Origin of the sequence: Pseudokineococcus sp. 1T1Z-3 (genome assembly GCF_037482365.1) — a bacterium.
Lineage (GTDB): Bacteria > Actinomycetota > Actinomycetes > Actinomycetales > Quadrisphaeraceae > Pseudokineococcus.
Genome location: NZ_JBBHZF010000023.1, coordinates 413,620 through 439,016, shown reverse-complemented (window position 1 = coordinate 439,016; position 25,397 = coordinate 413,620). Strand labels below are relative to the sequence as shown.

The following is a 25,397-nucleotide window of genomic DNA, read 5'->3' as shown; positions in this document are numbered from 1 at the left end:
CCTGCCCCACAGGGCGTGAGCGGGTGCTGCGCCGTGCGCAACCGGGCGACCGCGGCGCCGGGTCGTCACCCGGCTGCGGGTCTCACCCGCCCTGCGCCATGTCGACGAAGCGCGAGTAGTGGCCCTGGAAGGCGACGGTGATCGTGTCGGTCGGCCCGTTGCGGTGCTTGGCCACGATGAGGTCGGCCTCCCCCGCCCGCGGGGACTCACGCTCGTAGGCGTCCTCGCGGTGCAGCAGGATCACCATGTCGGCGTCCTGCTCGATCGAGCCGCTCTCGCGCAGGTCGCTCATGGCCGGTCGCTTGTCCGTGCGCTGCTCGGGCCCGCGGTTGAGCTGGGAGATGGCGATGACCGGGACCTCCAGCTCCTTGGCGAGGAGCTTGAGCGCGCGGGAGAACTCCGAGACCTCCTGCTGGCGGCTCTCGACCCGCTTGCCGGAGCTCATGAGCTGCAGGTAGTCGATGATCACGAGCTTGAGCCCGTGCCGCTGCTTGAGCCGGCGGCACTTGGAGCGGATCTCCATCAGCGACATGTTGGGGCTGTCGTCGATGAACAGCGGCGCCTCGCTGACCCGGCCCATGGTGCGCGCGAGCCGGCTCCAGTCCTCCTCGCGCATCGTCCCCTTGCGCATGTGCTGCAGGGAGACCGACGCCTCCGCCGACAGCAGTCGCATGGTGATCTCGTTGCGGCTCATCTCCAGGGAGAAGACGACCGCCGGCAGGCCGTTCTTGATGGACGCCGACCGGGCGATGTCCAACCCGACCGTGGAGTTGTGCGTCGGCACCATCGACCGGGTGGCCAGGTAGAGGTGCTCGGGGTGGTCGATCTCCACGCACCGGACCGGGACGGGCTCGACCGGGCGGACGTCCGTGACGTACCGCCGGCCGGTCCGCTGATGGGCTCGCCCCAGGTTGCGCTCCTTGTGCTCGAGGCGCTTGCGCTCGAGGCGGAACACGTCGTCGTCCGTGGTGAAGGTGAGCACCCAGCAGGTCGAGGAGGCGGCGGTCCGACCACGGACGGCCCGGGTGGAGGTCCCGCAGCGGTAGCCGAGGCTCAGCACCAGCTCGCGCACGTCGTCGAGGAGAGCGCCGTCGGTCAGGGCGATCTGCACCCCTCCGGTGGGGTTGACCGTGCCGTCTGAGTCGAGGAGCCCGGCCAGCAGCGCCCGTCGCTGCTTCTCCGAGGCGCGGAGGTAGGCCGCCGGGATGCGCTTGGCGCCGAGCACGCCGAGGCCGCGGAGGAGTGCCGTGACGGTGCCGTGGTCGGCGCGGCAGGCCTGGCAGCGGACGAACCCAGACGCCGGGCGGCCGCAGTCGGGGCACACCGGCGCCGGCACGGGCGCCGAGACGGTCTTCGCCCGCCCGCCGCACGACCGTCCGCAGCTGCGCACCTGAGACGTCCGTGGCACGAAGGACATCCCGCAGACGACGCACGGGCGCACGTCCGGCTCCACGGCCGGCAGCCGCAGCGCCCACGTCAGCCCGCTCTGCCGCTCGACCTCGAGCCCCTCCGCCTCGAGGTGCATGGCGATCTCCGGGTCCGCGGAGGTGTAGCGCGGACCGGCGGAGTGGCCGTCGCCCAGCCAGACGCCCAAGGCGTAGGGCGGCAGCCGCAGCTCCGCGTCCGGCAGAGCGAGCGGTGAGGTGACGGCGACGGAGTGGTTGACGCGTCGGTCCGACGAGCGGCACCGGACCGTCGCGGCGATCTCCTCGGTCGTGCGCACGGCGGCGGCCCCACCCGAGCGACGGGAGGACCTGGTCTCGGTGAGCCACTGGTGCTGAGCGTCCGCGACGACGGTCGTGCCGTCGTCGAAGCGCACCTCGTAACAAGCACGGTCGTCCATCACCTCGGTCGCGGCGACGACCCGGGTCGGCGTGCCGTCGGCGGCGAGGAGCTGGTCACCGACGGCGACCTCCCCCATCGTCGTCCAACCAGTCGGCGTCGGCAGAGGCGTCCCGAGTGCGAGCGCCTTCCCGATCGCTGGGCGCGCGGCGATGACGACCATCTGCCCGGCGTGCAGGCCGTTGGTGAGCTGGTCGAGGTCGGCGAAGCCCGTGGGGACGCCGACCATGCCCTCGCCGCGGTGGCTGGAGGCCTCGATCTCGTCGATCGTGCCCTCGATGATGTCGGCGACGGGCAGGTAGTCCTCGCTGCTGCGTCGCTCGGTGACCTTGTACACCTCCGCCTGCGCCGAGTCGACGATGGCGTCGACGTCGCCCCCGCCAGAGGCGTACCCGAGCTGGACGATGCGCGTGCCCGCCTCGACCAGGCGCCGCAGCACCGCCCGCTCACGGACGATCTCGGCGTAGTAGCCCGCGTTGGCCGCCGTCGGCACCGAGGCGATGAGCGTGTGCAGGTAGGCCGCGCCGCCGACCCGGGCGAGGTCCCCGCGCCGCTGCAGCTCGGCGGCGACGGTGACGGCGTCGGCCGGCTCGCCGCGGCCGTAGAGGTCGGTGACGGCGTCGTAGACGCTCTCGTGGTTGGGCCGGTAGAAGTCGGTGCCGCGCAGCACCTCGACGACGTCGGCGATGGCGTCCTTGCTGAGCATCATGCCGCCGAGCACGCTCTGCTCGGCCGCGACGTCCTGCGGCGGGGTGCGCCCCAGGTCCTCCGACGGGGGACCCGACGGCTCGAACCGCTCGACCTCCACGAGGCTCACGCGCCCACCGACCTCTCTGCTCGACCCGACGTGACCCACCGGCCCGACGCCCCGGGAGGCCTCGCCGGCGGGTGAGCCACCCGCGCCCGAGGACGTTAGGGGCGAGCACCGACACCGGTCGAACCGCGCACGCACACCCCCTGTGCACAGCGTTGTGCACGGGTGTGGACAACCTCGGCGCGCCGTCCACACCCGGTGGACAGGCCTGGGGACGACGCGAGGGCGGCGTCCGCGGTGCGGGCCGTTGACCAGCCGCGACGCCGTGCACCGGGTGTGGACGGACATCCGACGGGCAGGTGTCCGCGGGTCGGACAGCAGGTGTCAGCGCGTCACGGCAAGCGGGTCGGTACCGCGCCACCCAGGTGCCGGACGACCGGGTCACGACGCGGTCACGGTCCGGTCGTGACCGGGTGACGACCCGCTTGGGACCCGCGGACGACGGGGCGCGGCACGCCCGTCGCGCGGACCCCGCCGGCGGGCCGTCGCCCCACCTGCACCGCGGGCGGTCCCCCTGGGCGCGCCCCACCCTCCACCCGCGCCCGGGAGCGCCGGCCCGGGCAGGCCCGCCCCTCCACGGCGTCGTGGGGGCCCTGCCGGGGCTGCCCCGCCCGACGGGAGGCTGTGCGACGCTCCCGGGCGTGCCGCGCCTGCCCCCCGCCCTGCGGCTGCGGCCCCTGGACCGGGAGGTCGCGCGGCTGGCGGTCCCGGCCTTCGCGGCGCTCGTCGCCGAGCCCGTCTTCCTGCTGGTGGACTCCGCCGTCGTCGGCTCCCTCGGCGTCGTCCCGCTCGCCGGCCTGGGGATCGCGGGGACGCTGCTGACGACCGCTGTCGGCGTCTTCGTCTTCCTGGCCTACGCGACGACGGCCGCCGTCGCCCGCCGCCTCGGCGCTGGTGACCTGCCCGCGGCGCTGCGGCAGGGCGTGGACGGCATGTGGCTCGCACTCGGCCTCGGCGTGGTCGTCGCCGCCGCGGCGTGGCCCGCCGCGCGTCCGCTGGCGCTGGGGCTGGGGGCGAGCCCCGAGGTCGCCGACGCCGCGACGTCCTACCTGCGTGCCTCGCTGCCCGGCCTCCCGGCCATGCTCGTCGTCCTGGCCGCCACCGGCGTGCTGCGCGGGCTGCAGGACACCCGGACCCCGCTGGTGGTCGCCGTGACGGGCGCGCTGGCGAACATCCCGCTCACGGTCGTCCTCACGCTCGGGCCCGGGCCGTTCCCGGCGCTGGGCATCACCGGCAGCGGGCTGGCCACGTCGACAGCCCAGCTCGCCATGGCGAGCGCGCTCGCCGTCGTCGTCGCCCGCGGCGCCCGACGGCACGGCGTCGGCCTGCGGCCCGGGGGCGCCGGCGTCCTGCGCTCGGGGCGCGACGGCGTCCCCCTGCTGGTGCGGACGCTGACGCTGCGCGCCGCCATCCTGCTCACCACCGGTGCGGCCGCCCGGTCCGGGGACACGGCGCTCGCGGCCCACCAGGTGGTCGTGACGATCTGGTCGGCGCTGGCGCTGGGGCTCGACGCGCTCGCCATCGCCGGGCAGGCGCTCACGGGCAAGACGCTCGGGGCCGGCGACGTCGCCGGCACCCGCGACGTCCTGCGCCGGCTCGTCGGCTGGGGCGTCGTCCTGGGGCTCCTCAGCGGCGGGCTCGTCCTCGTCGCGCGCACGCACGTGGCGCCGCTCTTCAGCGCGGACGAAGGCGTGCGGACGGCGATCGCCGCGGCGCTCGTGGTCGTCGCGCTGGCGCAGCCGCTCGCCTCGTACGTCTTCGTGCTCGACGGCGTGCTCATCGGCGCGGGCGACGGGCGCTACCTCGCCGCCGCGGGCCTCGCCGGCCTGGCCGTCTACGCACCGCTCGTGGTCGCCGTGGTCGTGTGGGCTCCGACCGGCACGGCCGGTCTCGTGTGGCTGTGGGTGGCCTTCGCCGGCGGTTTCATGGCCGTCCGCGCCCTCACGCTCGGCCTGCGGGCCCGCCGCGACGCATGGGTGGTCGTCGGCGCCGTCCGGTGAGCACCCCACCGCCACCCGGCGCCCCCGGTCCTGGGGTGGGTCGCGACGACGACGGCCCCCTCGCCGGGTGGCGAGGGGGCCGTCGTGCGGTGCGCAGGTGCGGGCGTCAGGCCGAGGGCACGACCTCGACGTCGACGCTGGCCTGGACCTCGGGGTGCAGCCGGACGCTCACGGTGTAGCGGCCGAGGGCCTTGATGGGCTGGCCGATCTCCACCTTGCGGCGGTCGACGTCCTTGCCCGTCGCCGCCTTGACGGCGTCGGCGACGTCCGTGGGGGTGATGGCGCCGAAGAGGCGCCCGCCCTGCCCGGCGTTGGCCGAGAGGGTGACGGGGTTCTCCTGGAGCGTCGCCCGGACCGTCTGCGCCTCCTCGACGGAGGCGATCTCCCGGGACCGGCGGGCCCGGCGGATGTCGTCGACCTGCTTCTGGCCCCCCTTGGTCCAGGGCGTCGCCAGCGAGCGCGGCAGGAGGTAGTTGCGGCCGTAGCCGTCCTTGACCTCCACGACCTCGCCCGGCGCACCGAGCCCGGAGACCTCCTGGGTCAGGATGAGCTTCATCGTCGGTCCTCTCCTCAGCGGGCGGAGCTGCTGTAGGGCAGCAGCGCCATCTCACGGGCGTTCTTGATCGCCTTGGCGACCTGACGCTGCTGCTGGACGGAGACGCCCGTCACCCGACGGGCGCGGATCTTGCCCCGGTCGGAGATGAACTTCCGCAGCAGCGCGGTGTCCTTGTAGTCGACGTAGGAGATCTTCGCCGCCTTGAGCGGGTTCGACTTCTTCTTCGGCTTGCGCAGAGCCGGCTTGGCCATCGTGGAGCTCCTTCGGAGCCCGGGTCCTGCCGTGGGCCCGGGATGGGTGGGGACGTCGCGCCCGGCGGGCGCCCGTCGTGCTGGTCGGTGGTGCTGTCGTGCCGTGGTGCGTGTCGTGCCGTGGTTCGCCTAGAAGGGCGGTTCGTCGCTCTGGCCGCCACCCCAGCCGCCGCCCTGCTGACCGCCCTGCTGGCCGCCGCCCTGCTGGCCGCCCTGGCCACCACCGGTGGCCCACGGGTCGTCCTGGCCGTATCCGCCGGAGGAGCCGCCCCCCTGCTGCTGGCCGCCCCAGCCGCCCTGGCCTCCGCCCTGCTGGCCGCCGCCCTGCTGCTGGCCGCCGCCGAAGCCGCCGCCGCCACCTCGCTGGGTGCGGTTGGCCTTGGCGGTGGCGTACCGCAGCGACGGACCGACCTCGTCGACCTGCAGCTCGTTGACGGTGCGGTTCTCGCCCTCCTTGGTCTGGTAGGACCGGGAGACGAGCCGACCGGTGACGATGACGCGGTTGCCCTTGTGCAAGGACTCGCTGACGTTCTCCGCCGCCTCGCGCCAGATGGAGCACCGCATGAAGAGCGTCTCGCCGTCGCGCCACTCGTTGCTCTGGCGGTCGAACTGCCGGGGCGTCGAGGCCACGGTGAAGTTGGCCACGGCCGCACCCGAGGGGGTGAAGCGCAGCTCGGGGTCGGCGGTGAGGTTGCCGACCAGGGTGATGACGGTCTCGCCCGCCATGGCTCCTCCTCGTGGGGTGGGTGCTGCTCGCGGGGGGAGAACCTAGGGCTGCGGGTCGGCGGCGCGCCGTCGTCCACAGGGGAGGTCTCGTCCGAGCCCCGCGACGTCGCCTGTGCGCGCCGCTCTCCCCAGGCAGATCAGCCGGGGAGGTCGGGTGCGTGCCCCGTCAGCGCAGCTCGGGCCGGACGAGCTTGGTCCGCAGGACCGACTCGTTGAGCGTGAGCTGGCGGTCGAGCTCCTTGGCGACGGCCGGCTCTGCCTTCATGTCGACGACCGCGTAGATGCCCTCAGATTTCTTGTCGATCTCGTACGCGAGCCGGCGCTTGCCCCAGATGTCGACCTTGTCGACGGAGCCGCCGCCGCGGCGGACGACGTCGAGGAACTTGTCGAGCGACGGGGCGACGGTGCGCTCCTCGAGCTCGGCATCGAGGATGATCATCATCTCGTAGTGACGCATGCGAGTACCCACCTCCTCTGGTCTCAGGCGGCCACGGTCTCTCCGTGGCAGGAGGGTGTCAGCGTCACGGCTCCACGCCCACGGGCCGGAGGGCACGCGGTCGAGGAGCCGATCAGCGTCAAGGGTAGTGGACGCGGGGTGGTGGGGCGGCCGCCGGCAGGCGGCCCTCGACCCGTCCGCCGCCCTCGCCCTCGGGCCCGTCGCCGTCCCCCGCGGGGCGGCGGGCGAGCGGCAGCGCCGGGTCGTCCTGCGCGAGCCTGGGCGCCGAGTGCGGCAGGCGCACCGAGTCCTTCGCCGGGTCGAGGGTGACGTCCACGGCCCGGGTGGCGAGGACCACGAGCGCCGTCAGGCGGGCCACCAGCAGCAGGGCGTACGCCCACGGCGGCAGGCCCCGGTCGGTGACCGTGAGGCCGTAGATGTACAGCCAGGTGCCCGTCGCGGCCGCCGCCTCGGCAGCGCCCCAGAGCAGCAGGAGCCGCCACCGCGGCAGCGACAGCACGGCGAGCGGCAGGACGAGCACAGCCACCTGCGGGGGCAGGCCGGGTGCCGTGAGCAGCGCGGAGAGCAGCAGCAGCAGCGCCACCACGGGCACCCGGGGCGGTCGCGGCGCACGCAGCACGAGGGCCGTGACGCCCGCGACGGCGAGCGCCAGCAGCGTGAGCGACGCCGCCGTCGTCGCCCCGGCGCCGAGCGGGACGCCCGTCAGGTCCAGCAGGAGCCACGCCGAGCCGTACCCCGGCCCGGCGAGCAGGCGGGCCGAGACGGCGTCGAGCCACACCGCCGTGCTCTGCAGCAGCACCGGGGCCCCGCCGAGGAACCAGACGACGGCCGCGGCCAGCGCCGTCCGCAGCTCAGGGTCCAGGGAGGGGGCCTCCGGCTCCTGCTCGTCGTCGAGGTCGTCCCCCGGGCCCGCGGCGAGCGAGGGCGCCGGCCGGGCGGCCCGCGCCGCGGCGTCGTCCCGACGTCGTCGCCACCGCACGAGCAGCAGCGCGCCGCCGACGGACAGGCCGGCGAGCGGGGCCAGCAGCGCCGCGAGCCCCAGCAGCAGGCCGGCGGTGATGGGGCGGGCGCGCGCCGAGGCCCAGAGCCCGGAGAGCGCGAGCGCCGCCGGCACGAGGGGGACGCCGACGAGCGCGCAGACCAGCACGACCGGCGAGGCGCCCACGAGGACGGCGTCGAAGGGGCGGCGGCCGGCGAGCACCGCGACCGCGGCGACGAGCACGACGAGGGCTGCCGCCCCGAGCACGACCGTGGCGTCGAAGACGGCACGCCCGCCGTCCGCCCCGCCCGGGACGCCGAGGACCCGGCCGAGCCCCCACAGGAGCCAGCCGAGCCCGAAGGGGCTGTCGAGGAAGTCGGTGCCGCTGGCCCGTTGCAGGTACGGCAGGACGCCGGCCAGCTCGCGCCCGACGAAGAGGGCCGGCACGTCGCTGTAGCAGGCGTGGACGTACTGGCCGGGGGTGGCCCACAGCGTCTCGCGGCAGTGCTGGCGCAGGAGCACGGCACCCGCGAGCACGAGCAGCCCGAGCGCCGACCCGACGGCCAGCGCGGTGCGGGCGGGCCTGCGGTGGGTCCAGACCCGGCGGCCCGCCGGGCCGCCGACGACGGGGGAGGCCGCGCGGGCCAGGCGGTCCTCCCGGGTGGGCAGCACGACCGCGGCGTCGGTGGGGGCGTCCTCCTCGCGCAGGACCGCGTCGACCTCGTCGGCGCGGCGCCCCGCAGGCCCGGCAGAGGTGCTCACGTCCCGAGTCTGCCAGCCGGCAGGTCCGCAGGAGGGGCCATCAGCGCCCGGACCGGCCCGGGCCTGGGACCGGGTCGGCCCGCACCCGGTGCGGACGCGGAAGCCGGCCGGGCAGGTCTCAGCCGTCCTGCCCGGTGCCCGGCTCGACGGGCGGCTCGGGCTCGCGCGGGGCCGGGTCGAGCGTCCCGACCTCGCCGCCGGGGTCGTCCTCGGTCGGCTCGGGCTCGGGGTCCGGCACGGGCTGGGTCTCCGGCGCCGGGGCGGTCGGCTCCGGCTCGCTCGTGGCCGGCGGCTCGCTCGGCTCCGGGTCCGGGTCCGGCTCCGCGGTCGGCTGGGGCTGCGGGGCGGCGGGCGCCGGCTCGGAGCGGCGCTCGGTCCGAGACTCGGTCCGAGGTTCGGCGGAGCTGCTCGACGCACGCCGGGCCGAGCCGACGTCGGCCCGCTCGGGGAAGTCCACGACGGGCATGCCGGCCGTCGCGACCGACATGTACTGCTGCCAGATCCGTGCCGGGTAGGTGCTGCCGGTGACGGTGGAGACGTCGCTGCTCCACGGGTCCATGCCGGCGTCCTCGCCGCCCTCGGTGGTGAAGACGGAGACCACCGTGGCCAGCTGCGGGGTGTACCCGGCGAACCAGGCCGACCGGGACCCGTCGGTCGTGCCGGTCTTGCCGGCGGTCGGGCGGTCCAGGTCCACGGTCCGCCGGACGCTGCCGACGTCGACCACCTGCTCCAGGGCGTAGGTGGCGTCGGCCATGACGTCCTCGTCGAAGACCCGCTCGGCCTGGGTCTGGCCGCGGTAGGCCAGCTCCCCCTCGTGGGTGACCTCGGTGACGACGTGCGGCGTCGTCCGCATCCCCTGCGCGGCGAAGGTCGAGTACGCCCGCGCCATGTCGACGACCTTGGGCGAGGCGACGCCGAGCACGTTGCTGGGCTGGTCGCTCAGACCCGCGGTGTCCGCCGGCAGCCCGGCCCGGACGGCGACCTCCTCGGTCGCCTCGGGACCGACGTCGATGTTGAGGGGGACGAAGACGGTGTTCGTCGACGTCGTCAGCGCCTGCACGAGGGTCTGGCGGCCCTCGCTGCGGTTGCCGAAGTTCGGCACCGCCACGGGGGTCACGCCGTCGCTCGTGTACTCCGGGAAGTACCGGGGGCTGTTGCCGTTGTATGTCGTCCGCAGCGAGACGCCGTCCTCGAGCGCGGCGACGAGGGCGAAGGGCTTGAAGGTCGAGCCGGCCTGGACGTTCTCCTGGGTGGCCATGTTGAGCTGGCGCTCGAGGTAGTCCTCGCCGCCGTACATGGCCCGCACGGCGCCGTCGGCCGGGTCGATCGAGACGAGGGCCGCCTCGACGTCCTCGGGCCGGCCCTCGGAAGGGTAGGCCGCCGGGTCGGACATGGCGTCGACGGCCGCCTGCTGCATCGCCGCGTCGAAGGTCGTCGTGATGGCGAGGCCGCCGCCGTCGAGCTCGGCCTCGGTGAACCCCCCGCGGCTCGTGAGCTCGTCGCGGACGGCCTGCAGCAGGTACCCGTCGGGTCCGGCGAAGGTCTCCTCCACGGCAGGCGGCACCGTCTCGGGGAAGACGAGGGCGTCGGCGTCGGCCTGGGTCAGCGCACCCGTCTCGACCATGCCGTCGACGACGTAGTCCCACCGGCCCTCCGCCGCGGCCGGGTCGACGGCGGGGTCGTAGGCCGACGGCGCCGGGACGATGCCGGCGAGCAGCGCCGCCTGCGCCGGGTCGAGGTCGGCGGCGTCGCGGTCGAAGTAGGCCTCCGCCGCCTCCTGGATGCCGTAGGCACCGCGGCCGAAGTAGATGGTGTTGAGGTAGTCGGTGAGGATCTGCTCCTTGTCGAGCTCCTGGTCGACCTTCAGCGCGATGAAGGCCTCGCGGACCTTGCGCTGGAGCGACTGGCTGTCGTCACCGGTGTAGTAGTTCTTCACGTACTGCTGGGTGATCGTCGAGCCACCCTGGGTCGCGTTGCCCTGCACGTTGCTGACGAAGGCGCGGGCGATGCCCGTCGGTGAGACGCCCCGGTTCTCGTAGAAGCTCCGGTCCTCGGCCGCGACGATCGCCTCGCGCACCACCGGGGAGATCTCGGCCGTGTCGACCGGGGTGCGGTTGACCTCGGCGAAGGTGCCCAGCGGCGTCGTGCCGTCGGAGTAGTAGACGGTCGTCGTCGCCATCTGGCCGAGCTCGGTGGGCTCGGGGACGTCGGTGGTGGCGTAGCCGACCGCGAAGGCGGCTCCCCCGGCGACCACGCCGCCGACCAGCAGGACGCCGGTCGTCACCAGGACGGCACGACCCCGGCTGCGGCGGCGCTGCGGGCGGCGTCGGGTGCCGCCCGGGTGGGCGTCGCCGGGGCGGTTCGGTCGCGATGGTGCTGCCACTGCCTGCGTCCTCGTCCTTCTCCGCCCCGCGGGGGCGGCGTCCTCGTCGGTGGTGCGGCGCGGGCCGGCGTCCGGTGCGCGAGCCGTCACCCGTCCGGTCCATCGGCACGACCTCGGCCCGCCTGGAGACGGCTCCAGCACCTCGCGCCTGGGGCGTAGGACGCCGGCTCCCGTGCGTCCGGCAACGGCCGGCGACGCTCCCGAGCATCCCCGTCGTCCCTGGGTCTGACCTGGGACCTCCTGCCGGCGGGTCCAACGGTCGAGGCCGGTGCGGTGTTCCGGGACGCTGCTCCGTGCTGTCCTCCCAGGCTCTCCTTCCGGGCCGGGCGAGCAGGATGACGGCGTGAGCCATGACCCGAGGACGGCGGGCGCCGCCCCGACGTCGACCGGGCTGCGGGGGCTGCCCCGGCTGCTGGCGCGCGCCGACCTGCGGCGTCTGCTCGTGGTCCGCCTCCTCTCCCAGGCTGGTGACGGCGCCTTCCAGCTCGGGCTCGCCGGCCTGCTCCTCTTCTCCCCGGAGCGCGCGCCGACGCCGCTGGCCGTCGTCGGGCTGCTGGCCCTCGTCCTGCTGCCGTACACGCTCGTCGGCCCGCTGGTGGGGACGCTGCTGGACCGGTGGCGACGCCGGTCGGTGCTCGTGGGAGCGGGGCTGGCGCGCGCGGGAGCGGTGCTGGGGACGGCAGCGCTCGTGGCGAGCGGGGCGGCGTCGCCCGGCGCGCCCGGCGAGGCGCTGCTCGTCCCGCTGGTGCTGCTGGTGCTGTCGCTCAACCGGCTCGTGCTCGCGGCGCTCGGGGCGGGGCTGCCGGCGGTGGTGACGGGGCGCGAGCTGGTGCTGGCCTCCACGGTCGTCCCGACGGTCGGGACGCTCGCGCTGGCCCTGGGCGCGGGGGTGGGGACGCTCCTGCGGCTCGGGGTGGGCGCGGGCGCGACCGCCGACGCGGTCGTCCTCGCCCTGGCGGGGACCTTCGTCGCGGGCTCCGCCCTGTCGGCGCTGCGGCTGGCGCCGGACGTGCTGGGCGGTGGCGCCGCGGGCGGCGGCCGGTCGTCGCCGGCGGGGGGCGTGCGGGCGCTGGGCCGGGCCGGTGACGCCGTCCGCGAGCTGCGCGACGGGCTGCGTCACCTCGCCGACCGGCCCGCCGCCGCGCGGGCGGTGGCGGCGCTGGGCGCCTCGCGCGTCGCCTACGGCGTCCTGCTCGTGCTCGTCGTCGTCCTGACCCGGACCCGCCTCGTCCCCCTGGAGGACCCCGACGGCGCGCTGGCCCTGACCGGCGTCGTGCTCGTGGGGGTGACGGTCGGCATCGCCCTCGCCGTCGTGACGACGCCGTCCGGCGCCGCCCGCCTCGGGGCCCGGCGGTGGGGCGCCGGCTGCCTGGGACTGGGCGCGGTGGCCGTGACGTCGCTGGCCGCGGTGCTGCCGGTGGACGCCGTCGCCGTCGCTGCCCTCATCCTCGGGGGCGCGCTGCTCGGGACGGGAGGCCAGGGCCTGAAGATCTGCGTCGACGCCGTCGTGCTGCGCTCGGTCGCCGACACCCACCGCGGGCGGGTCGTCGCCGTCCACGACGCCGTCTTCAACGGCTCCTTCGTCCTCGGGGCGCTCGTGGCGGCGTCCGTGCTGCCCGCCGGGCCGTCGGACGCCGCCGTCGCCGCGCTGCTGCTGCCGCTGGCCCTCGTGCTGCTCGGAGCCGCGGCGCTGATGGCCCGGGCGCCCGACGTCGCGTGAGAACGGGCGCGGCCCCGCCCGGTCAGAGGGTGAGGAGGACACGCTCGGTGGTGCCGTCGGCGTAGGTGACCTGGACCGGCACCCCGCCTCGGGACGGCCAGCCCTCCATCTCCTCCCCGGGCACCCACAGCGCGAAGTAGCCGCCCGAGACGGTGGCCTCGACCGTGCCGTGCATGGCGCTGTCGTAGGTGAGGCCGACGACCTCGCCGCCGGCGGACCCCACGGCCATCGAGAAGGCCCCGCTCCCCGTCATGCCCATCCCGAGGCCGCTCGGCCGGAGCTCGCGCGGAGCCGGCGTCTCGTCCAGGCCGTAGGAACCCACCACCCCCTCGGCGAAGGGGGCGGAGGCGTCCGTCGTGCACACCGCGGAGAAGCCGTCCCGACCGGCGAGGACGACGGTGACCCAGGCCCCCCGCCGCTCGGCGACGGCCGCGACCGCGTCGTCGAGCTGGGGGTACTCCGCCCGTGCGTCGTCGTAGGTGTCGCGGCATTCTTCCCCGGCGTCGCGCCGCTCCTCGGCGCTCAGGCCGTCGGGGGTGGCCGTCCAGCTGGCATAGGCGGCGTCACCCCCACCGAGGAGCGGCGGCAGGACGAGCAGGCCGGCGGTGGTCGCCGCGACGAGGCCACCCGTGGCGAGCAGCGCCCGCGTCGTGCGGCGCCGGCCCGCCGGTCGCGGCGACGGGGCCACCGGCGCCGCGGGCCGGCCGACGGCGTCGCCCTCGAGCCGGGACCGCAGGAGGACGCGGGCCAGCTCGGCGTCGGCGCGGGCCGTGGCCGTCGACGGCGACCGGTCGGGCGTCGGCGGGCCGGCGTCGAGGCTGCGGAGGACGTCGTCGTCGGACGTGCTGCGGGAGGAGGCAGAGATCATGTCGGGCTCCGGTCCGGGTGGCCGGCGCGCACGGGGCGCGGCTGCGGCGGGTGGTCGAGGTGCAGGCGCAGGGCGCGCCGGGCGCGGCTGAGCCGCAGCCGGTAGGCCACGGGCGAGACGCCGAGGACGGCGGCGGCCCGCGGCGCGTCGAGACCCTCGAAGACGCTGAGGGACAGCGCCTCCTGGTGGACGTCGGACAGCAGATGCCAGGCGCGGCCGACGTCGACGCGGCGCGCGGCGGCGTCCGCCTCGGCGTCGGAGGTCTCGCCGGGCGCCGGCACGCCCGTGGCGGCGAGCCGCACGCCGAGCGCCTCGCGGCGCCCGTCCGCCCGCTGCCGCGTGAGCAGCACGTGCCGGGCGACGCCGAAGGTCCACGCCCGCGCGTCATCCGGCGCCCGCGGCACCTCCTCCAGGCGCCGCCACACGACGAGGTAGGTGTCGGCGACGACGTCGTCCACGGCGTCGGGCCCGGCCCGTCGCCGCACGAAACGCTCGAGGTCGGCGGACGTCGCGGCGTGCACCGCGCGGAACGCCTGCTCGCGCTCCGGCGTGCTGCGGGGCGTGCTCATGCCCCTACCTCGCCGGGCACGAGCCGAGTGTGTCGCGGCGGAGGAGGCCCGGTCGGTGGAGAGGCCCGGTCGGTGGAGAGGCCCGGTCGGCAGGTCGCGGCCGTCGTCGGTGGTCGGTGCCAGGGTCGCGGGCATGACGACAGGGCGACAGGTAGCGGCTCGGCCCATCGGTGGCAGCGCAAAGGAGGACGAGCCGCACCGCGTCGTCGTCGTCAGCGGTCCCGGCCTCCTGGGCAGGAGGTGACGCGGCATGAGCGGCGGTGAGGCAGACCTCCACCACGCCCGGACCGTGGCCGGGTACGACGCCGTCGCCGCGGACTACGCGCGCCTGGTGCCGGACCTGGCCGGTGAGCAGGCGCTCGACCTGGCGATGCTCTCGACCTTCGTCGAGCTGCTCCGCCGCGAGGACGCCCCGGCCGGGCAGGTCGTGGACGTCGGCTGCGGCACGGGCCGGGTCACGGCCCACCTGGCCGAGCAGGGGCTCGACGTGCTCGGCCTCGACCCGTCCCCGGGGATGCTGACGCAGGCCCGCGCCGCGTCCCCGCACCTCCGGTTCGCCGAGGGCGACGTCCGCCGCCTCGACCTGCCTGACGCCTCCTGCGCGGGGACCCTGTCCTGGTACGCGCTGCTGCACCTACCGCCGGAGAGCCTCCCGCGCGCGGTCGCCGAGCTGGCCAGGGTGCTGCGGCCCGGCGGCCTGCTGCTGCTCGGCTTCCACGTCGGGGAAGGTCACCGGACCATCACCGGCGCCTACGGCCGGCCGGTGCACCTCGACGCCTGGGACCTCACGCCCGAGCGGGCGCTCGACCTGACCTCCGCGGCCGGTCTGGACGTCGTCGCCCGCCTCGTCCGGGCACCGGCCGGCCGGGAGAGGCGTGAGCAGGCAAGCCTGCTGCACCGGAAGCCGTGGTGAGCAGCCGCGGGTGCTGCGGCGCTCCTGGGCGCCACGGCGCCCATCACGAGCTCGGTGAGCGGTCCCTGACCGCCACCAGGACGACCGGTCACGCGACGGTGTCGACGACGTCCCTGACGTGACGGTGGCGTGACGGAAGGCCACGTGAGGGCTGCGAGGGCGGGGCCGACCGCCCGCCGGCCGCACGGTGAGGACAGCCGCGAGGAGCTCGACCCTCACCAGCGGATGCCGGCGGCGCAGAGCTGCCGCCTCGACGACACAGGAGATCGACATGACCACCAGGACCCGCACCCGAGCCCTGCGACCCGCAGCCCGCGCCCTCGTCGCCGCCGGCGGCGCCCTCACCCTCGGCCTCGGCCTCGGCGCCTGCAGCACCTCCGGCAGCGAGGAGGGCGCCAGCGTCGAGGACGTGCAGGAGGACAGCGCTGACGTCGACGAGCCCGCGACGGACTACGCCTACGACGGCGTCTACGACTCGGCCTTCTCCGACGACCAGGACTCCTACGTCGGCGAGGAGGTCACCCTGTCGGCGGACGTCAACGAGGTCCTCTCCGACTCGGCGTTCACCATCGCCGGCACGGGCGACACGACGGTCGGGGAGTTCCTCGTCGTCGACAGCGCCTCCACGAGCGGGCTGGAGCCCGAGCTGACGGTGCAGGCCACCGGCACGGTGATGGAGGCCTTCGACGTCGTCACGGTGGAGGAGGACCTGGGCGTCGACCTCGACGACGACCTGTACTCCGACTGGGAGGGCCAGAACTACCTCATGGCCACCTCGGTCGACACCTCGGTGGCCGGGGACTCCTGAGCCTCCCGGCCCGCCGCGGGCACCCGGCGGGTACCGCCCACGCCTCGACCGCGTGGCGGGGGCGGGGCACCTCGACCAGCATGGCCGGGTGCCCCGCTCCGCCGTCGTCGTCGAGGACGACGACGCGTTGCGGCGGGTCATCTCCCTGGTCCTGCGCGGGGACGGCTTCGAGGTGGCGGAGGCGGCCACCGGCGCCCAGGGCCTCGCCCTCGCCACCGACGGCCCCGTCGACGTCGTGCTGCTGGACCTGATGCTGCCCGACGTGCCCGGGGTCGACGTCTGCCGAGAGCTGCGACGGCGCAGCACCGTCCCGGTCGTCGTGGTCACCGCCCGGGCCGGCAGCCGCGACGTCGTCGAGGCCTTGGAGGCGGGCGCGGACGACTACGTGACGAAACCCTTCGTCGCCAAGGTGCTCACCGCCCGCGTGCAGGCCGTCCTGCGGCGGTCGACGCCGCAGACCGAGCCGCTGCACGACGTCGAGCTCGGTGACCTCGTGCTGCGGCGGGGCCAGGGCGACGTCGTCGTCCGCGGCGAGCCGGTGCCCCTCACCCGCACCGAGCAGGCGCTCCTGGAGGAGCTGGCCGGGCGGCCCGGGCAGGCGGTCGGCCGCACGGAGCTGCTGCGGCGCGTGTGGGGACGGGAGTGGTTCGGCGACGACCGCGTCGTCGACGTCCACGTGCACCGCCTGCGCAGGAAGCTCGAGCAGGACCCGGCCAGGCCGGTGCACCTGCTCACCGTCCGGGGACGGGGCTACCGCCTCGCCGGGGACGTCTAGGCCGGCTCCCCGCCCCCCGGGGGTGAGCCCTCTCACCGCCCGAGCCCCGCTCAGGCCTGCGGCGGCTCCGCGGCCTCCGGCTGCTGCTCCCACCAGGTGAGCAGCTCGGTGCGGGCGGCGTCCTCGCCGAGGGGGCCCCGGTCCATCCGCAGCTCCAGCAGGTGCCGGTAGGCGCGACCGACGACCGGCCCGGGGCGGGTGCCGAGCACGGCCATGATCTGCCCGCCGTCGAGGTCGGGGCGGACGGCGGCGAGCTCCTCGGCCTCCTGCAGCTCGACGATCCGCTGCTCCAGGGAGTCGTAGGCCGCGGCCAGGCGCGCGGCCTTGCGCCGGTTGCGGGTGGTGGAGTCCGAGCGCGTGAGCCGGTGCAGGCGCGAGAGCAGCGGCCCGGCGTCGGTCACGTAGCGGCGCACGGCCGAGTCGGTCCACTCCCCGCCGGCGTAGCCGTGGAAGCGCAGGTGCAGCTCGACGAGCCGCGCGACCTGCTTCGTCGTCGCGGTGTCGAAGCGCAGCGCCTTCATCCGCCGCGCCGTCATCTTGGCGCCGACGACCTCGTGGTGGTGGAAGCTCACGCCGCCGCCCGGCTCGAAGCGGCGCGTCGGCGGCTTGCCGACGTCGTGCATCAGCGCCGCCAGGCGCAGCACGAGGTCGGGGCCCGGGACGTCGCCGCCCGGCCCGTCCTCCAGCGCGATCGCCTGCTCCAGCACCGTGAGGGTGTGCTCGTAGACGTCCTTGTGGCGGTGGTGCTCGTCGACCTCCAGCTGCAGCGCCGGCAGCTCGGGCAGCACGTGCTCGGCCAGGCCCGTGCCGACGAGCAGCTCCAGGCCCTGCCGGGGGTGCGCGCCCAGCAGGAGCTTCTCCAGCTCGACCCGGACCCGCTCGGCGGAGACCTTCTCGATGCGCCCGGCCATCGCCGTCATCGCCTCGACGGTCGCCGGGGCCACGCCCAGCCCGAGCGTGGCGGCGAACCGGGCGGCGCGCATCATCCGCAGCGGGTCGTCGGCGAAGGAGTCCTCGGGCGCCCGCGGCGTGTGCAGCGCCCGGTGGGCGAGGTCGCGCAGGCCGCCGCACGGGTCGACGAACTCCCCGTCCGGCAGCCGCACGGCCATGGCGTTGACGGTGAAGTCCCGCCGCACGAGGTCCTCGGCCAGGGAGTCCCCGAACTGGACGACGGGCTTGCGGGACTCACGGTCGTAGAGGTCGCTGCGGTACGTCGTCACCTCGACGACGACGTCGCCCCGGCGCGCGCCGATGGTCCCGAAGGCGGCGCCGACGTCCCAGGTCGCGTCGCCCCAGGCCCCGAGCAGGGCCTGCGTCTGCTCAGGGCGCGCGCTCGTCGCGAGGTCCAGGTCGACGTCGGCCGGCCCGGTCAGCCGCCCCAGCACGGCGTCGCGCACCGGGCCGCCGACGAGCGACAGCTCGTGCCCGGCCGCTGCGAAGGCGCGGCCCAGGTCCACCGCGGCGGGGGCGAAGGCCAGCAGCGCGGCCACGGCCTCGTCGCGCACCGCCGCGACCGCCGCCGCGACGCCCGACCCGTCGACAGGAGCCGGCGACGGAGGGGCCTGCGACGGAGGGGCCTGCGTCGCGGGCACGGGAGCGGGTACCGGAGCCACCGCACGAGGGTGCCAGAGGACGACGCCCCGGGACCCGACCGCCCGCCGTCCTCGCCGTGGCCGTCCGCCGGACCTGGGCGGCAGGTCCCAGGTGGATCACGACTCCTGCCGGCTCCTCTCAGCAGGGGGGAGGCCCGGGGGGCCGTCGTTACAGTGCTGAGCATGTCCGCGTCCACCGGTCGACCTCCCTCGCTGCCGCGGGCGCGCGCGCCGCGGTCGGAGGAGGCCGGCGCCGGCCGGCAGGACGCCGCCGAGGACCAGGTGCAGCCCGAGGTCGCGGCCACCGCACGCAGCAGCGCCGAGGAGCAGGCCCGGCGGGACACGACGGGCGTCCCCCCCGGCGGCGGCGAGCACGACGGGCGCCCCCGACCGCGGGGCCGCGGCTCCCGCACCCCCCGCCGCGGGACGGTGGAGGAGACCTCCGCCGGCGGGCTCGTGGTCCGGGACTCCGGCGGCGTGCCCGAGGTGGCCCTCATCGCACGGGTCAACCGCGCCGGACGCCTGGAGTGGTGCCTGCCCAAGGGCCACCTGGAGGGCGAGGAGACCCCGGTCGAGGCGGCGGTGCGCGAGATCGCCGAGGAGACCGGCATCACCGGGGAGCCCGTGCGCCCGCTCGGCACCATCGACTATTGGTTCACCGCCGACGGCCGGCGCATCCACAAGACCGTGCACCACTTCCTCCTGCGGGCGACCGGAGGGTGCCTCGGCGTCGAGGGCGACCCGGACGCCGAGGCCGTCGAGGCCGCCTGGGTGCCCGCCCCCGAGCTGCAGGGACGTCTCGCCTTCCCCAACGAGCGCCGCATCGTCCGCGCCGCCGGGGACCTCCTCGACGACGGTGGCTGAGCGGGCCCGCCGCGGCGCGCTCACCGCTGCCCTCGTCGGCGTGCCGCTGCTGCTCGCCGCCCTCGCGCCGACGCCGGCCGCGGCGCTGCCGACCGGGCCGGGTGCGCCCGCGGCCCCGGTGCTGGAGCCGGCGAGCACGAGCGCGGCGCGTGCAGCGGCTCCCGACGACGCCCCCGGCGGCGTGCGGGTGCGCGTCGTCGACCTGCCCGCCGAGGCCCTCGCCGCCGACGACGACCTGACCGTCGAGGTGCTGCTCGTCAACGGCACCGAGCAGGAGGTCCGCGACCTCACCGTCGAGCTGCGCGTGCAGCGCGCGCGGCTCGACCGCGACGGCGTCGCCGCCTGGGCAGGGGCGCCCGTCGACGCGGCCGCGGGAGCCGTGGTGCTCGGCCGGCCGCTGCTGGAGCCGCTGCCGCCGCGCACTCAGGAGCGCCTGCGCCTGTCCGTGCCCGCCGCCGACCTCGGCCTGCCGCGAGACCCCTCGACCTGGGGCCCGCGGGGGGTCGCCGTCGACGTCGTCGACGCGGGCGGCACGAGGCTGGACGCCGACCGGGGCCATGCCGTCTGGTACCCCGGCGACCCGGAGCCGGACCCGCTGCGCCTCGGGGTCGTGGTGCCCCTCACCGGTGCGGCCCCTGACGTGGGCACCGCGCTCGTGCCCGACGCGGAGCTCTCCCGGCTGGTCGACGACCCGGCCGGGGACCAGACCAGCCCGGACGGCGGCGACGGGACGGGCGACGACGAGGCGGGCGACGACGGCCGGCTCGGCCGCCTGCTGACGCTGGCCGAGCACCCCGGCACGACGTGGGTGCTCGACCCCCTGCTGCTGGACTCCTCCGAGCCCGGCGACAGCACCGACGCCGCACCGGTCGAGGCACCGGGGTCTGGGGTGGGCGAGCCACCGGTCGCGGGGGCGACCCCGCCGCTGGCGCCAGGCGAGGTCCCGGCCGGCGACGTCCCGTCGGCGACCGCGACCACCCCGGCCGGGCCCGAGCCGACCGGCGCCGTCCTCGCCTGGCGCGAGCGGCTGCTGGCCGCGGCCCCCGACCACGAGGTGCTGGCCCTGCCCCGCGCCGACACCGACCTGCTCTCGGTCACGGGCGCCGGGACGCCCGAGCTGTGGCGCCTCGGGCTCGCCCAGGCCGGACGCTCGCTCGAGCGGGCGGGCGTGAGCGGGCGCACCGACGTCGTCTGGCCGGCCGGAGGAGCACTCGGCACGGGTGCCGCCGAGCTCGCCGCCGGGTCGGGCGCAGTGGGCGCCCTCCTCGACGGCGCCCTCCTCGACGACCCACCGGCCGGCCCCGCCGCCCCGGTCGCGGGCAGCGACCTGACCGCGCTCCTGCCCGACCCGACCCTCACCGACCTGCTGACGACGGCCGACGACCCCGACGCGGGTGCCCTGCTGCCGGCCCGGCTGCTCGCCGAGACGGCGGCGCTCACCCGCGAGGAGGGCGAGCGCGCCCTCGTGCTCCCGCCGCGCACCTGGGACGCCGACGTCGAGGTGGCCGGCGCGGCGCTGGACGCGCTCACGGGCGCCCCCTGGGTCGAGACCACCGACGTCTCGGACCTGCTGGCCGACCCCGACCCCGACGCCGACCCGGACGAGGCGGCGGGCGGGGCGGGCACCGCCGACGTGGTCGTGCTCCCGGACGAGGCGACGGGGACGCCGTCGCCCCCCCTGGACGCCGGTGTGCTGACCTCGGTGGTCGAGGCGGTCCGCGCGGCGGGCGCGCTGGAGGCCGTCCTCCGCGACCGGGCCCCCCTGTCCGCCTCCGAGCGCAGCGCCGTCGCCGCCGCCGCGCTGGCCGCCCGCACGAGGCAGGGGTGGGCGGCCGAGGTCGAGGCGACCGTCGCGGACCTGGGGGTGCTCGCCGGCGCGGTCTCGCTCGTGCAGGGCGGCACGGTGACGGTCGTGGGTGCGGAGACGTCGGTGCCCGTGACGGTCGCCAACCGCCTCGACCAGGCCGTGGACGTCGTCGTCACGGCGACGTCGGACTCTCCCCGCCTGCGCGTGCGCGGCGAGGCGGCGACGACCGTCGGGCCCGGCTCACGGGCGCAGGTCCTGGTGCCCGTCGAGGCGGTCGCCGGCGGCGACGCCGTGCTGCGCCTGGAGCTGCGCTCCCCCGGCGGCGTGCTGGTCGGCGCCGCCACCGAGGTGCCCGTGCAGGTCCGGCTCGACGTCGCCGCCTGGGGGACCGCGGGGATCGCCGGTCTCGGGGCCCTCGTGCTCCTGCTGGGGCTCGTGCGTACCGTCCGGCGGGTGCGCGCACGCCCGCCGGGCGTGCGACCCCGGAGCCCCGACCAGCCGTCCGCAGCGGCCGCCGGGCCGGAGCCACCGGCCAGCCCCGCCCGCCCGGGCGAACCCGAGCACCCCCCGCAGCCGGCGGACACCGCCACGGCCGAGGAGAGACGATGAGCACGCCGAGGACCTCCCCCGGGGGAGCGGTCGAACCGGGTGGTACCGCCCGCGCCCCGGGACCGCCGGGCCCGACCGACCCCAGGCAGGCGGACGGCGCCGCGGACCCAGGTGGTGCCACCGCCGGGCCGGTCGACGCCGGCGTCGGCGCGTCCCCGGGCACAGGTGCAGGTGCAGGTGCAGGCACGGGGACAGGCACAGGCGCCGCGGCCGAGGTCGGCGGCGTGCGCTCGCTGGTCCGCTCCAGCACCGTCATGGCCGCCGGCACCGCCGCGAGCCGGGTGCTCGGCCTCGTGCGCTCGGTGGTGCTCGTCACCGCCATCGGCGCCGTCGGCGTCACGGCCGACACCTTCGACGTCGCCAACAACATCCCCAACATCGTGTACCTGCTCATCGCGGGCGGGGTGCTCAACGCCGTGCTCGTGCCGCAGATCGTCCGCGCCTCGCGCGACCCCGACGGCGGCAAGGCCTTCGTCGACCGGCTCGTGACGCTCGTCGTCCTCGGCCTCGTCGTCATCACGGCGATCTGCCTGCTCGCGGCGCCGCTCCTGGTGCGCGCCTACGGCCTCGCGTGGGGTGGCCCCGAGGTGCGCCTGGCGACGGCGATGGCGCTGTGGGTGCTGCCGCAGATCTTCTTCTACGGCCTGTACACGGTCCTGGGCCAGGTGCTCAACGCCCGCGGCAGCTTCGGGCCGTACATGTGGGCGCCCGTGGTCAACAACGTCGTGGCGATCGCGGGGCTGCTCGTCTTCATCGTCGTCTTCGGCCGCGCCGACCCGCTGCTCGGGCGCGACGGCCTGTCCCAGGGCCAGGTGGCCCTGCTGGCCGGCACGGCCACGCTCGGCGTCGCCGCCCAGGCTCTCGTGCTCCTCGTGCCGCTGCGCCGGCTCGGTTTCACGTGGACCCCGCGGTTCGGCGTCCGCGGCGTGGGCCTGCGCAGCGCCGGCACGGTCGCGCTGTGGACCTTCGGCGGGATCATCGTCTCCCAGGCCGGCTTCTTCCTCACGAAGAACATCGCCGTCTACGCGACCCAGGCGGCCGACCTGCCCGACGGCGTCGCCCCGCCCGGCCCGGCCGTCCTGTCCTACGCCTACCTGCTCTACGTGCTGCCGCACTCCCTCGTCGCCGTCTCGGTCGTCACCGCCCTCTTCACCCGTCTGTCCAACCGGATCACCGCCGGCGACGAGCGGGGGGCGCGCTCGGACCTCTCCCTGGGCCTGCGCCTGCTGGGCGTCGTCTCCGTCCTCTCGGCCACGGGGCTGGTCGTGCTCGGCGGCCCGATCGGGGTCCTGCTCTTCGGCCCCGGCGGTGGCGCCTCCATCGGCCTGACGACCGCGGCGATGGCGCTCGGGCTGCCCTTCTACAGCGCCCTGTACCTCGTGCAGCGCTCCTTCTTCGCCCGCGAGGACGGCCGGCGGCCGTTCGTCGGCGTCGTCGTGGCGGCGGTGGCCTCGGCGGTCGTCGCCGCGGCCGTCGCCCTCCTCGTCGCGCCCGCGTTCGTCGTCGTCGGGCTCGGCGCCGCCCAGAGCGTCGGCAGCGCGGCGGGCCTCGCCGTGGCGCTGGTGCTGCTGCGCCGGCGCACGGGCTCCTTCGACGGCTCCCGCGTGCTGCGCCTGCACGTGCGGGTGCTGCTGGCAGCCGTCGTCGCCGGCCTGTGCGGCTGGGCGGCGCGCGCCGGCGTCCAGTCCCTGCTCGAGCAGTCCCTCACCGAGGGCCTCACCGGGCGGCCGACGGCGCTCGCCGTGGTGCTCGTGGGCGGCGCCGTCGTCGTCGGCGTGTACGTGCTCATGCTGCGTGCCACCCGGGTGCGGGAGCTCGACGACGTCCTCGCGCAGGTGCGCCGCAGCCGGTGAGCCGGCGCCCGCGACGACGGTGGCGCCCGCCGCCGGAGGTCTCGACGTCGGCGGGCGCGGGTGCCCGGCGGTGTCGCCGCCCGCCCCTACGCTGACCAGCGCTCGCGGGCGCGCACGAGGCGTCGGCGCGACGACGCCCGCGGGGGGCCGCGGAGAAGAGGACGGAGGGCTCGGGCGTGGACGCTGCACCACCCCTGCACGAGGGCACGGAGCTGTCGGGGCGGTACCGGCTGGTGCGACGCACCGGGGGGAGCGCCCCCGCGGGCGGGCCTGCCCCGGTCGGCGCCACGAGCACCTGGCACGGCCGCGACCTGCTCCTGCGCCGTCCCGTGGAGCTGCTCGCCGTCGCCGGGGGGGCCGAGGACGTCGTGGACGCCGCGCGCCGCGCCGCCCTCGTGGAGGACCCCCGGGTGCTGCGCGTGCTGGACGTGGGCAGCACCGGCACCGGTGGGCACGGCGGCTCGACGAGGGCCCCGGGCTCGTCGCGGGAGGGCGCCTCCGAGGAGCCGGAGGCGGGGTGGTCCTTCGTCGTCACCGAGTCGGTGCCCGGTGAGTCCCTCGCCGCGCTCGTGCGCCGGCGCGGGCCGCTCCCGGCGCCCCTGGTGCGCACGCTCGTCGGCGAGGCCGCGCAGGCGCTCGAGCGGGCGCGGGCCCTGGGCCTGCACCACCGGCGCCTGTCGCCCGCCCACCTGCTGCGGGCCTCCGACGGCGGCGTCGTCGTGACCGGCGTGGAGATCCGCGCGGCGGTCGCGGACGGCGACCCCGCCGAGGCCGTCGCCGGTGACGTCGACCCCGCCGTCGCCGCCCGCGCCGACGTCGTCGGGCTCGTCGCCCTGGTCCACGCCGGGCTCACCGGGTGCTGGCCCGGGCCGCTGCGCGGTGACGCCGCGGGGGCAGGGCGTCCGGTGGACGGGAGCGGTGACGCCGAGGGGGCGGGTCTCCCCTCGGCACCGCGGGGTGACGGCGGCCCGGTCGCGCCGGCCGACCTCGTCGACGACGTGCCGGCCGACCTGGACCTCCTGTGCTCGGCCGTGCTCGGCCCGCACGAGGACGGGCCGCGCACGCCCGGGGAGCTGGCCGAGCAGCTCGCGCCGTGGGACTCCCCCTACCTCGACGGCCGCCCCGGCGGTGGCGGCGGCACGGCCGCCTCGCCCCACCTGCGCACTCACGACGGCGAGCCAGACGAGGCGGTGGCCGCGCCCGCCTCGCTCGTGCCGGCCGCCCGGCGACCGCGGTCCAGCCCGTCGGGGGCCACGGGCTCGCTGCCACCGGTGGACGGGGGCGAGGGCGAGCGCCTCGACGACGTCACGGGCCCGGAGACGGGCACGGCGGCGGCCAAGGTCCCTGCGGTCGTGGGCACCACCTCGGCAGCCACGACCGCCTCCGTGGCAGGCGCTGCGGTGCCCGGGGCCGGCGGTCGACGCGCGGCCGCGGGCGTCGGCCTGGGTGGGCGGACAGGCTCGGCACGGCTGTCCGGCGGCGCGGCCGGTGACGGCGGCGCGCCGGCGAGGGCAGGCGGCGGCAGCGGACCGGCGGTCACGGGAGGCTCGGGCGGACTCGGGGACGAGGGCTCGGCCGGGGCGGGCGAGGGCGCCATGGCCGCCGAGGTGGCCCGGCGGCCGAGCCGGACGCAGAGCGCCGTGGTCATCGGCGTCGCGCTGGCGGCCGTCGTGCTCGCCCTGCTCCTGGCGCTGCAGGTGCTCCGCGGCATCGGCCCGGGCGGCGACGACGACGTCGCGGGCCCCGCGCCGACCGAGACCGGGCAGGCGCAGACGACGGACGAGCCCGCGCCGGAGCCAGAGCCAGAGCCGGAGCCGCCGCCCGCACCGGTCGTGACGAACGGCGTCGTCGCCGACCCCCTGGGCGACGGGGTCGAGAACGACGAGCTGGTGCCGCTGGCCCTGGACGGCGACCCCGGCACCGCCTGGCGCTCCTCGACCTACACGACGGCCGACTTCGGCAACCTCAAGGAGGGCGTCGGCTACGGGCTGCAGCTGGAGGCACCGGTGCTCGTCAGCGGCGTGACCCTGACCACGCCGACGGCGGGCGGGACGGTGGAGCTGCGGACGGCGCCCGGCTTCAGGCTCGAGGGCTCGCAGGTCGTCGCGACCGCCGAGCTCGGCGGCGGACCGGTCGACCTTGTCCCGCCGGAGCCCGTCGAGGCGCAGGAGCTCCTCCTGTGGTTCACGAGCCTGCCGCCCTACGGCGGCGGCTACGCCGTCGAGGTCTCGCAGGTGCAGGTGCGCTGA

19 protein-coding genes are annotated in these 25,397 nt (G+C 76.7%); 9 read left to right on the top strand and 10 right to left on the bottom strand.

Annotated elements, in window-relative coordinates:
• Positions 1-82: 82 nt before the first annotated feature.
• Positions 83-2,659 (bottom strand): replicative DNA helicase, encoded by a 2,577-nt coding sequence (gene dnaB / locus WDV86_RS09410; protein ID WP_445262989.1) that lies wholly within the window; start codon positions 2,657-2,659, stop codon positions 83-85.
• Between the two features lie 638 nt (positions 2,660-3,297).
• Here dnaB and WDV86_RS09405 point away from each other — a divergent pair.
• Complete coding sequence (locus WDV86_RS09405) at positions 3,298-4,656, top strand: MATE family efflux transporter (RefSeq protein WP_339567360.1); 1,359 nt, start codon at positions 3,298-3,300, stop codon at positions 4,654-4,656.
• A gap of 106 nt (positions 4,657-4,762) precedes the next feature.
• Here the strand turns inward: WDV86_RS09405 and rplI are convergent, their stop codons facing one another.
• The 6 genes from rplI to WDV86_RS09375 all read right to left on the bottom strand — a co-directional run bounded on the left by rplI (position 4,763) and on the right by WDV86_RS09375 (position 10,770).
• On the bottom strand, positions 4,763-5,212 hold the full coding sequence (gene rplI / locus WDV86_RS09400) for a 50S ribosomal protein L9 (RefSeq protein WP_339567359.1): 450 nt from the start codon (positions 5,210-5,212) through the stop codon (positions 4,763-4,765).
• A 14-nt stretch (positions 5,213-5,226) separates the two neighbouring features.
• On the bottom strand, positions 5,227-5,463 hold the full coding sequence (gene rpsR / locus WDV86_RS09395) for a 30S ribosomal protein S18 (RefSeq protein WP_171203113.1): 237 nt from the start codon (positions 5,461-5,463) through the stop codon (positions 5,227-5,229).
• A gap of 129 nt (positions 5,464-5,592) precedes the next feature.
• The gene (locus WDV86_RS09390) at positions 5,593-6,189 is read right to left on the bottom strand and encodes a single-stranded DNA-binding protein (protein ID WP_339567358.1); all 597 of its coding nucleotides are present in this window, start codon (positions 6,187-6,189) and stop codon (positions 5,593-5,595) included.
• A 166-nt stretch (positions 6,190-6,355) separates the two neighbouring features.
• Positions 6,356-6,646: a 30S ribosomal protein S6 gene (gene rpsF, locus WDV86_RS09385; RefSeq protein ID WP_339567357.1), complete on the bottom strand. Its 291-nt coding sequence runs from the start codon at positions 6,644-6,646 to the stop codon at positions 6,356-6,358.
• A gap of 118 nt (positions 6,647-6,764) precedes the next feature.
• Entirely contained in the window at positions 6,765-8,387 is a 1,623-nt protein-coding gene (locus WDV86_RS09380; protein ID WP_339567356.1) for a hypothetical protein, read from the bottom strand.
• Between the two features lie 118 nt (positions 8,388-8,505).
• Positions 8,506-10,770 (bottom strand): transglycosylase domain-containing protein, encoded by a 2,265-nt coding sequence (locus WDV86_RS09375; protein ID WP_339567355.1) that lies wholly within the window; start codon positions 10,768-10,770, stop codon positions 8,506-8,508.
• Between the two features lie 343 nt (positions 10,771-11,113).
• Here WDV86_RS09375 and WDV86_RS09370 point away from each other — a divergent pair, with 343 nt between their 5' ends.
• A complete protein-coding gene (locus WDV86_RS09370) occupies positions 11,114-12,490 on the top strand; it encodes a hypothetical protein (RefSeq protein WP_339567354.1) in 1,377 nt (458 codons plus the stop codon).
• A 22-nt stretch (positions 12,491-12,512) separates the two neighbouring features.
• Here the strand turns inward: WDV86_RS09370 and WDV86_RS09365 are convergent, their stop codons facing one another.
• Together WDV86_RS09365 and WDV86_RS09360 are read right to left on the bottom strand one after the other, a co-directional pair.
• Complete coding sequence (locus WDV86_RS09365) at positions 12,513-13,358, bottom strand: hypothetical protein (protein ID WP_339567353.1); 846 nt, start codon at positions 13,356-13,358, stop codon at positions 12,513-12,515.
• Positions 13,355-13,927, bottom strand: coding sequence for an RNA polymerase sigma factor (locus WDV86_RS09360; RefSeq protein ID WP_339567352.1), 573 nt, complete (start codon positions 13,925-13,927; stop codon positions 13,355-13,357). Before WDV86_RS09360 ends, WDV86_RS09365 begins: the two co-directional genes overlap by 4 nt.
• 250 nt (positions 13,928-14,177) lie before the next feature.
• Between WDV86_RS09360 and WDV86_RS09355 the strand changes: the two genes are divergently transcribed.
• From WDV86_RS09355 to WDV86_RS09345, 3 genes are all read left to right on the top strand, one after another.
• On the top strand, positions 14,178-14,840 hold the full coding sequence (locus WDV86_RS09355) for a class I SAM-dependent methyltransferase (RefSeq protein WP_339567351.1): 663 nt from the start codon (positions 14,178-14,180) through the stop codon (positions 14,838-14,840).
• A 271-nt stretch (positions 14,841-15,111) separates the two neighbouring features.
• Complete coding sequence (locus WDV86_RS09350) at positions 15,112-15,648, top strand: hypothetical protein (protein WP_339567350.1); 537 nt, start codon at positions 15,112-15,114, stop codon at positions 15,646-15,648.
• Positions 15,649-15,736: 88 nt separating this feature from the next.
• Positions 15,737-16,423: a response regulator transcription factor gene (locus WDV86_RS09345; RefSeq protein ID WP_339567349.1), complete on the top strand. Its 687-nt coding sequence runs from the start codon at positions 15,737-15,739 to the stop codon at positions 16,421-16,423.
• Between the two features lie 50 nt (positions 16,424-16,473).
• Here the strand turns inward: WDV86_RS09345 and WDV86_RS09340 are convergent, their stop codons facing one another.
• Positions 16,474-18,036, bottom strand: coding sequence for a CCA tRNA nucleotidyltransferase (locus WDV86_RS09340; RefSeq protein WP_339567348.1), 1,563 nt, complete (start codon positions 18,034-18,036; stop codon positions 16,474-16,476).
• Between the two features lie 162 nt (positions 18,037-18,198).
• Here WDV86_RS09340 and WDV86_RS09335 point away from each other — a divergent pair, with 162 nt between their 5' ends.
• The 4 genes from WDV86_RS09335 (at position 18,199) to WDV86_RS09320 (ending at position 25,397) form a co-directional block, all read left to right on the top strand.
• On the top strand, positions 18,199-18,879 hold the full coding sequence (locus WDV86_RS09335; protein ID WP_339567347.1) for an NUDIX hydrolase: 681 nt from the start codon (positions 18,199-18,201) through the stop codon (positions 18,877-18,879).
• Positions 18,872-21,295, top strand: a complete 2,424-nt coding sequence (locus WDV86_RS09330) for a DUF6049 family protein (RefSeq protein ID WP_339567346.1) — start codon at positions 18,872-18,874, stop codon at positions 21,293-21,295. The genes WDV86_RS09335 and WDV86_RS09330 overlap by 8 nt, the downstream gene beginning before the upstream one ends.
• Positions 21,292-23,148 carry a murein biosynthesis integral membrane protein MurJ gene (gene murJ / locus WDV86_RS09325; protein ID WP_339567345.1) on the top strand — a complete coding sequence of 619 codons (1,857 nt, stop codon included), beginning with the start codon at positions 21,292-21,294 and terminating at the stop codon, positions 23,146-23,148. Before WDV86_RS09330 ends, murJ begins: the two co-directional genes overlap by 4 nt.
• A 176-nt stretch (positions 23,149-23,324) precedes the next feature.
• Positions 23,325-25,397 carry a hypothetical protein gene (locus WDV86_RS09320; protein ID WP_339567344.1) on the top strand — a complete coding sequence of 691 codons (2,073 nt, stop codon included), beginning with the start codon at positions 23,325-23,327 and terminating at the stop codon, positions 25,395-25,397.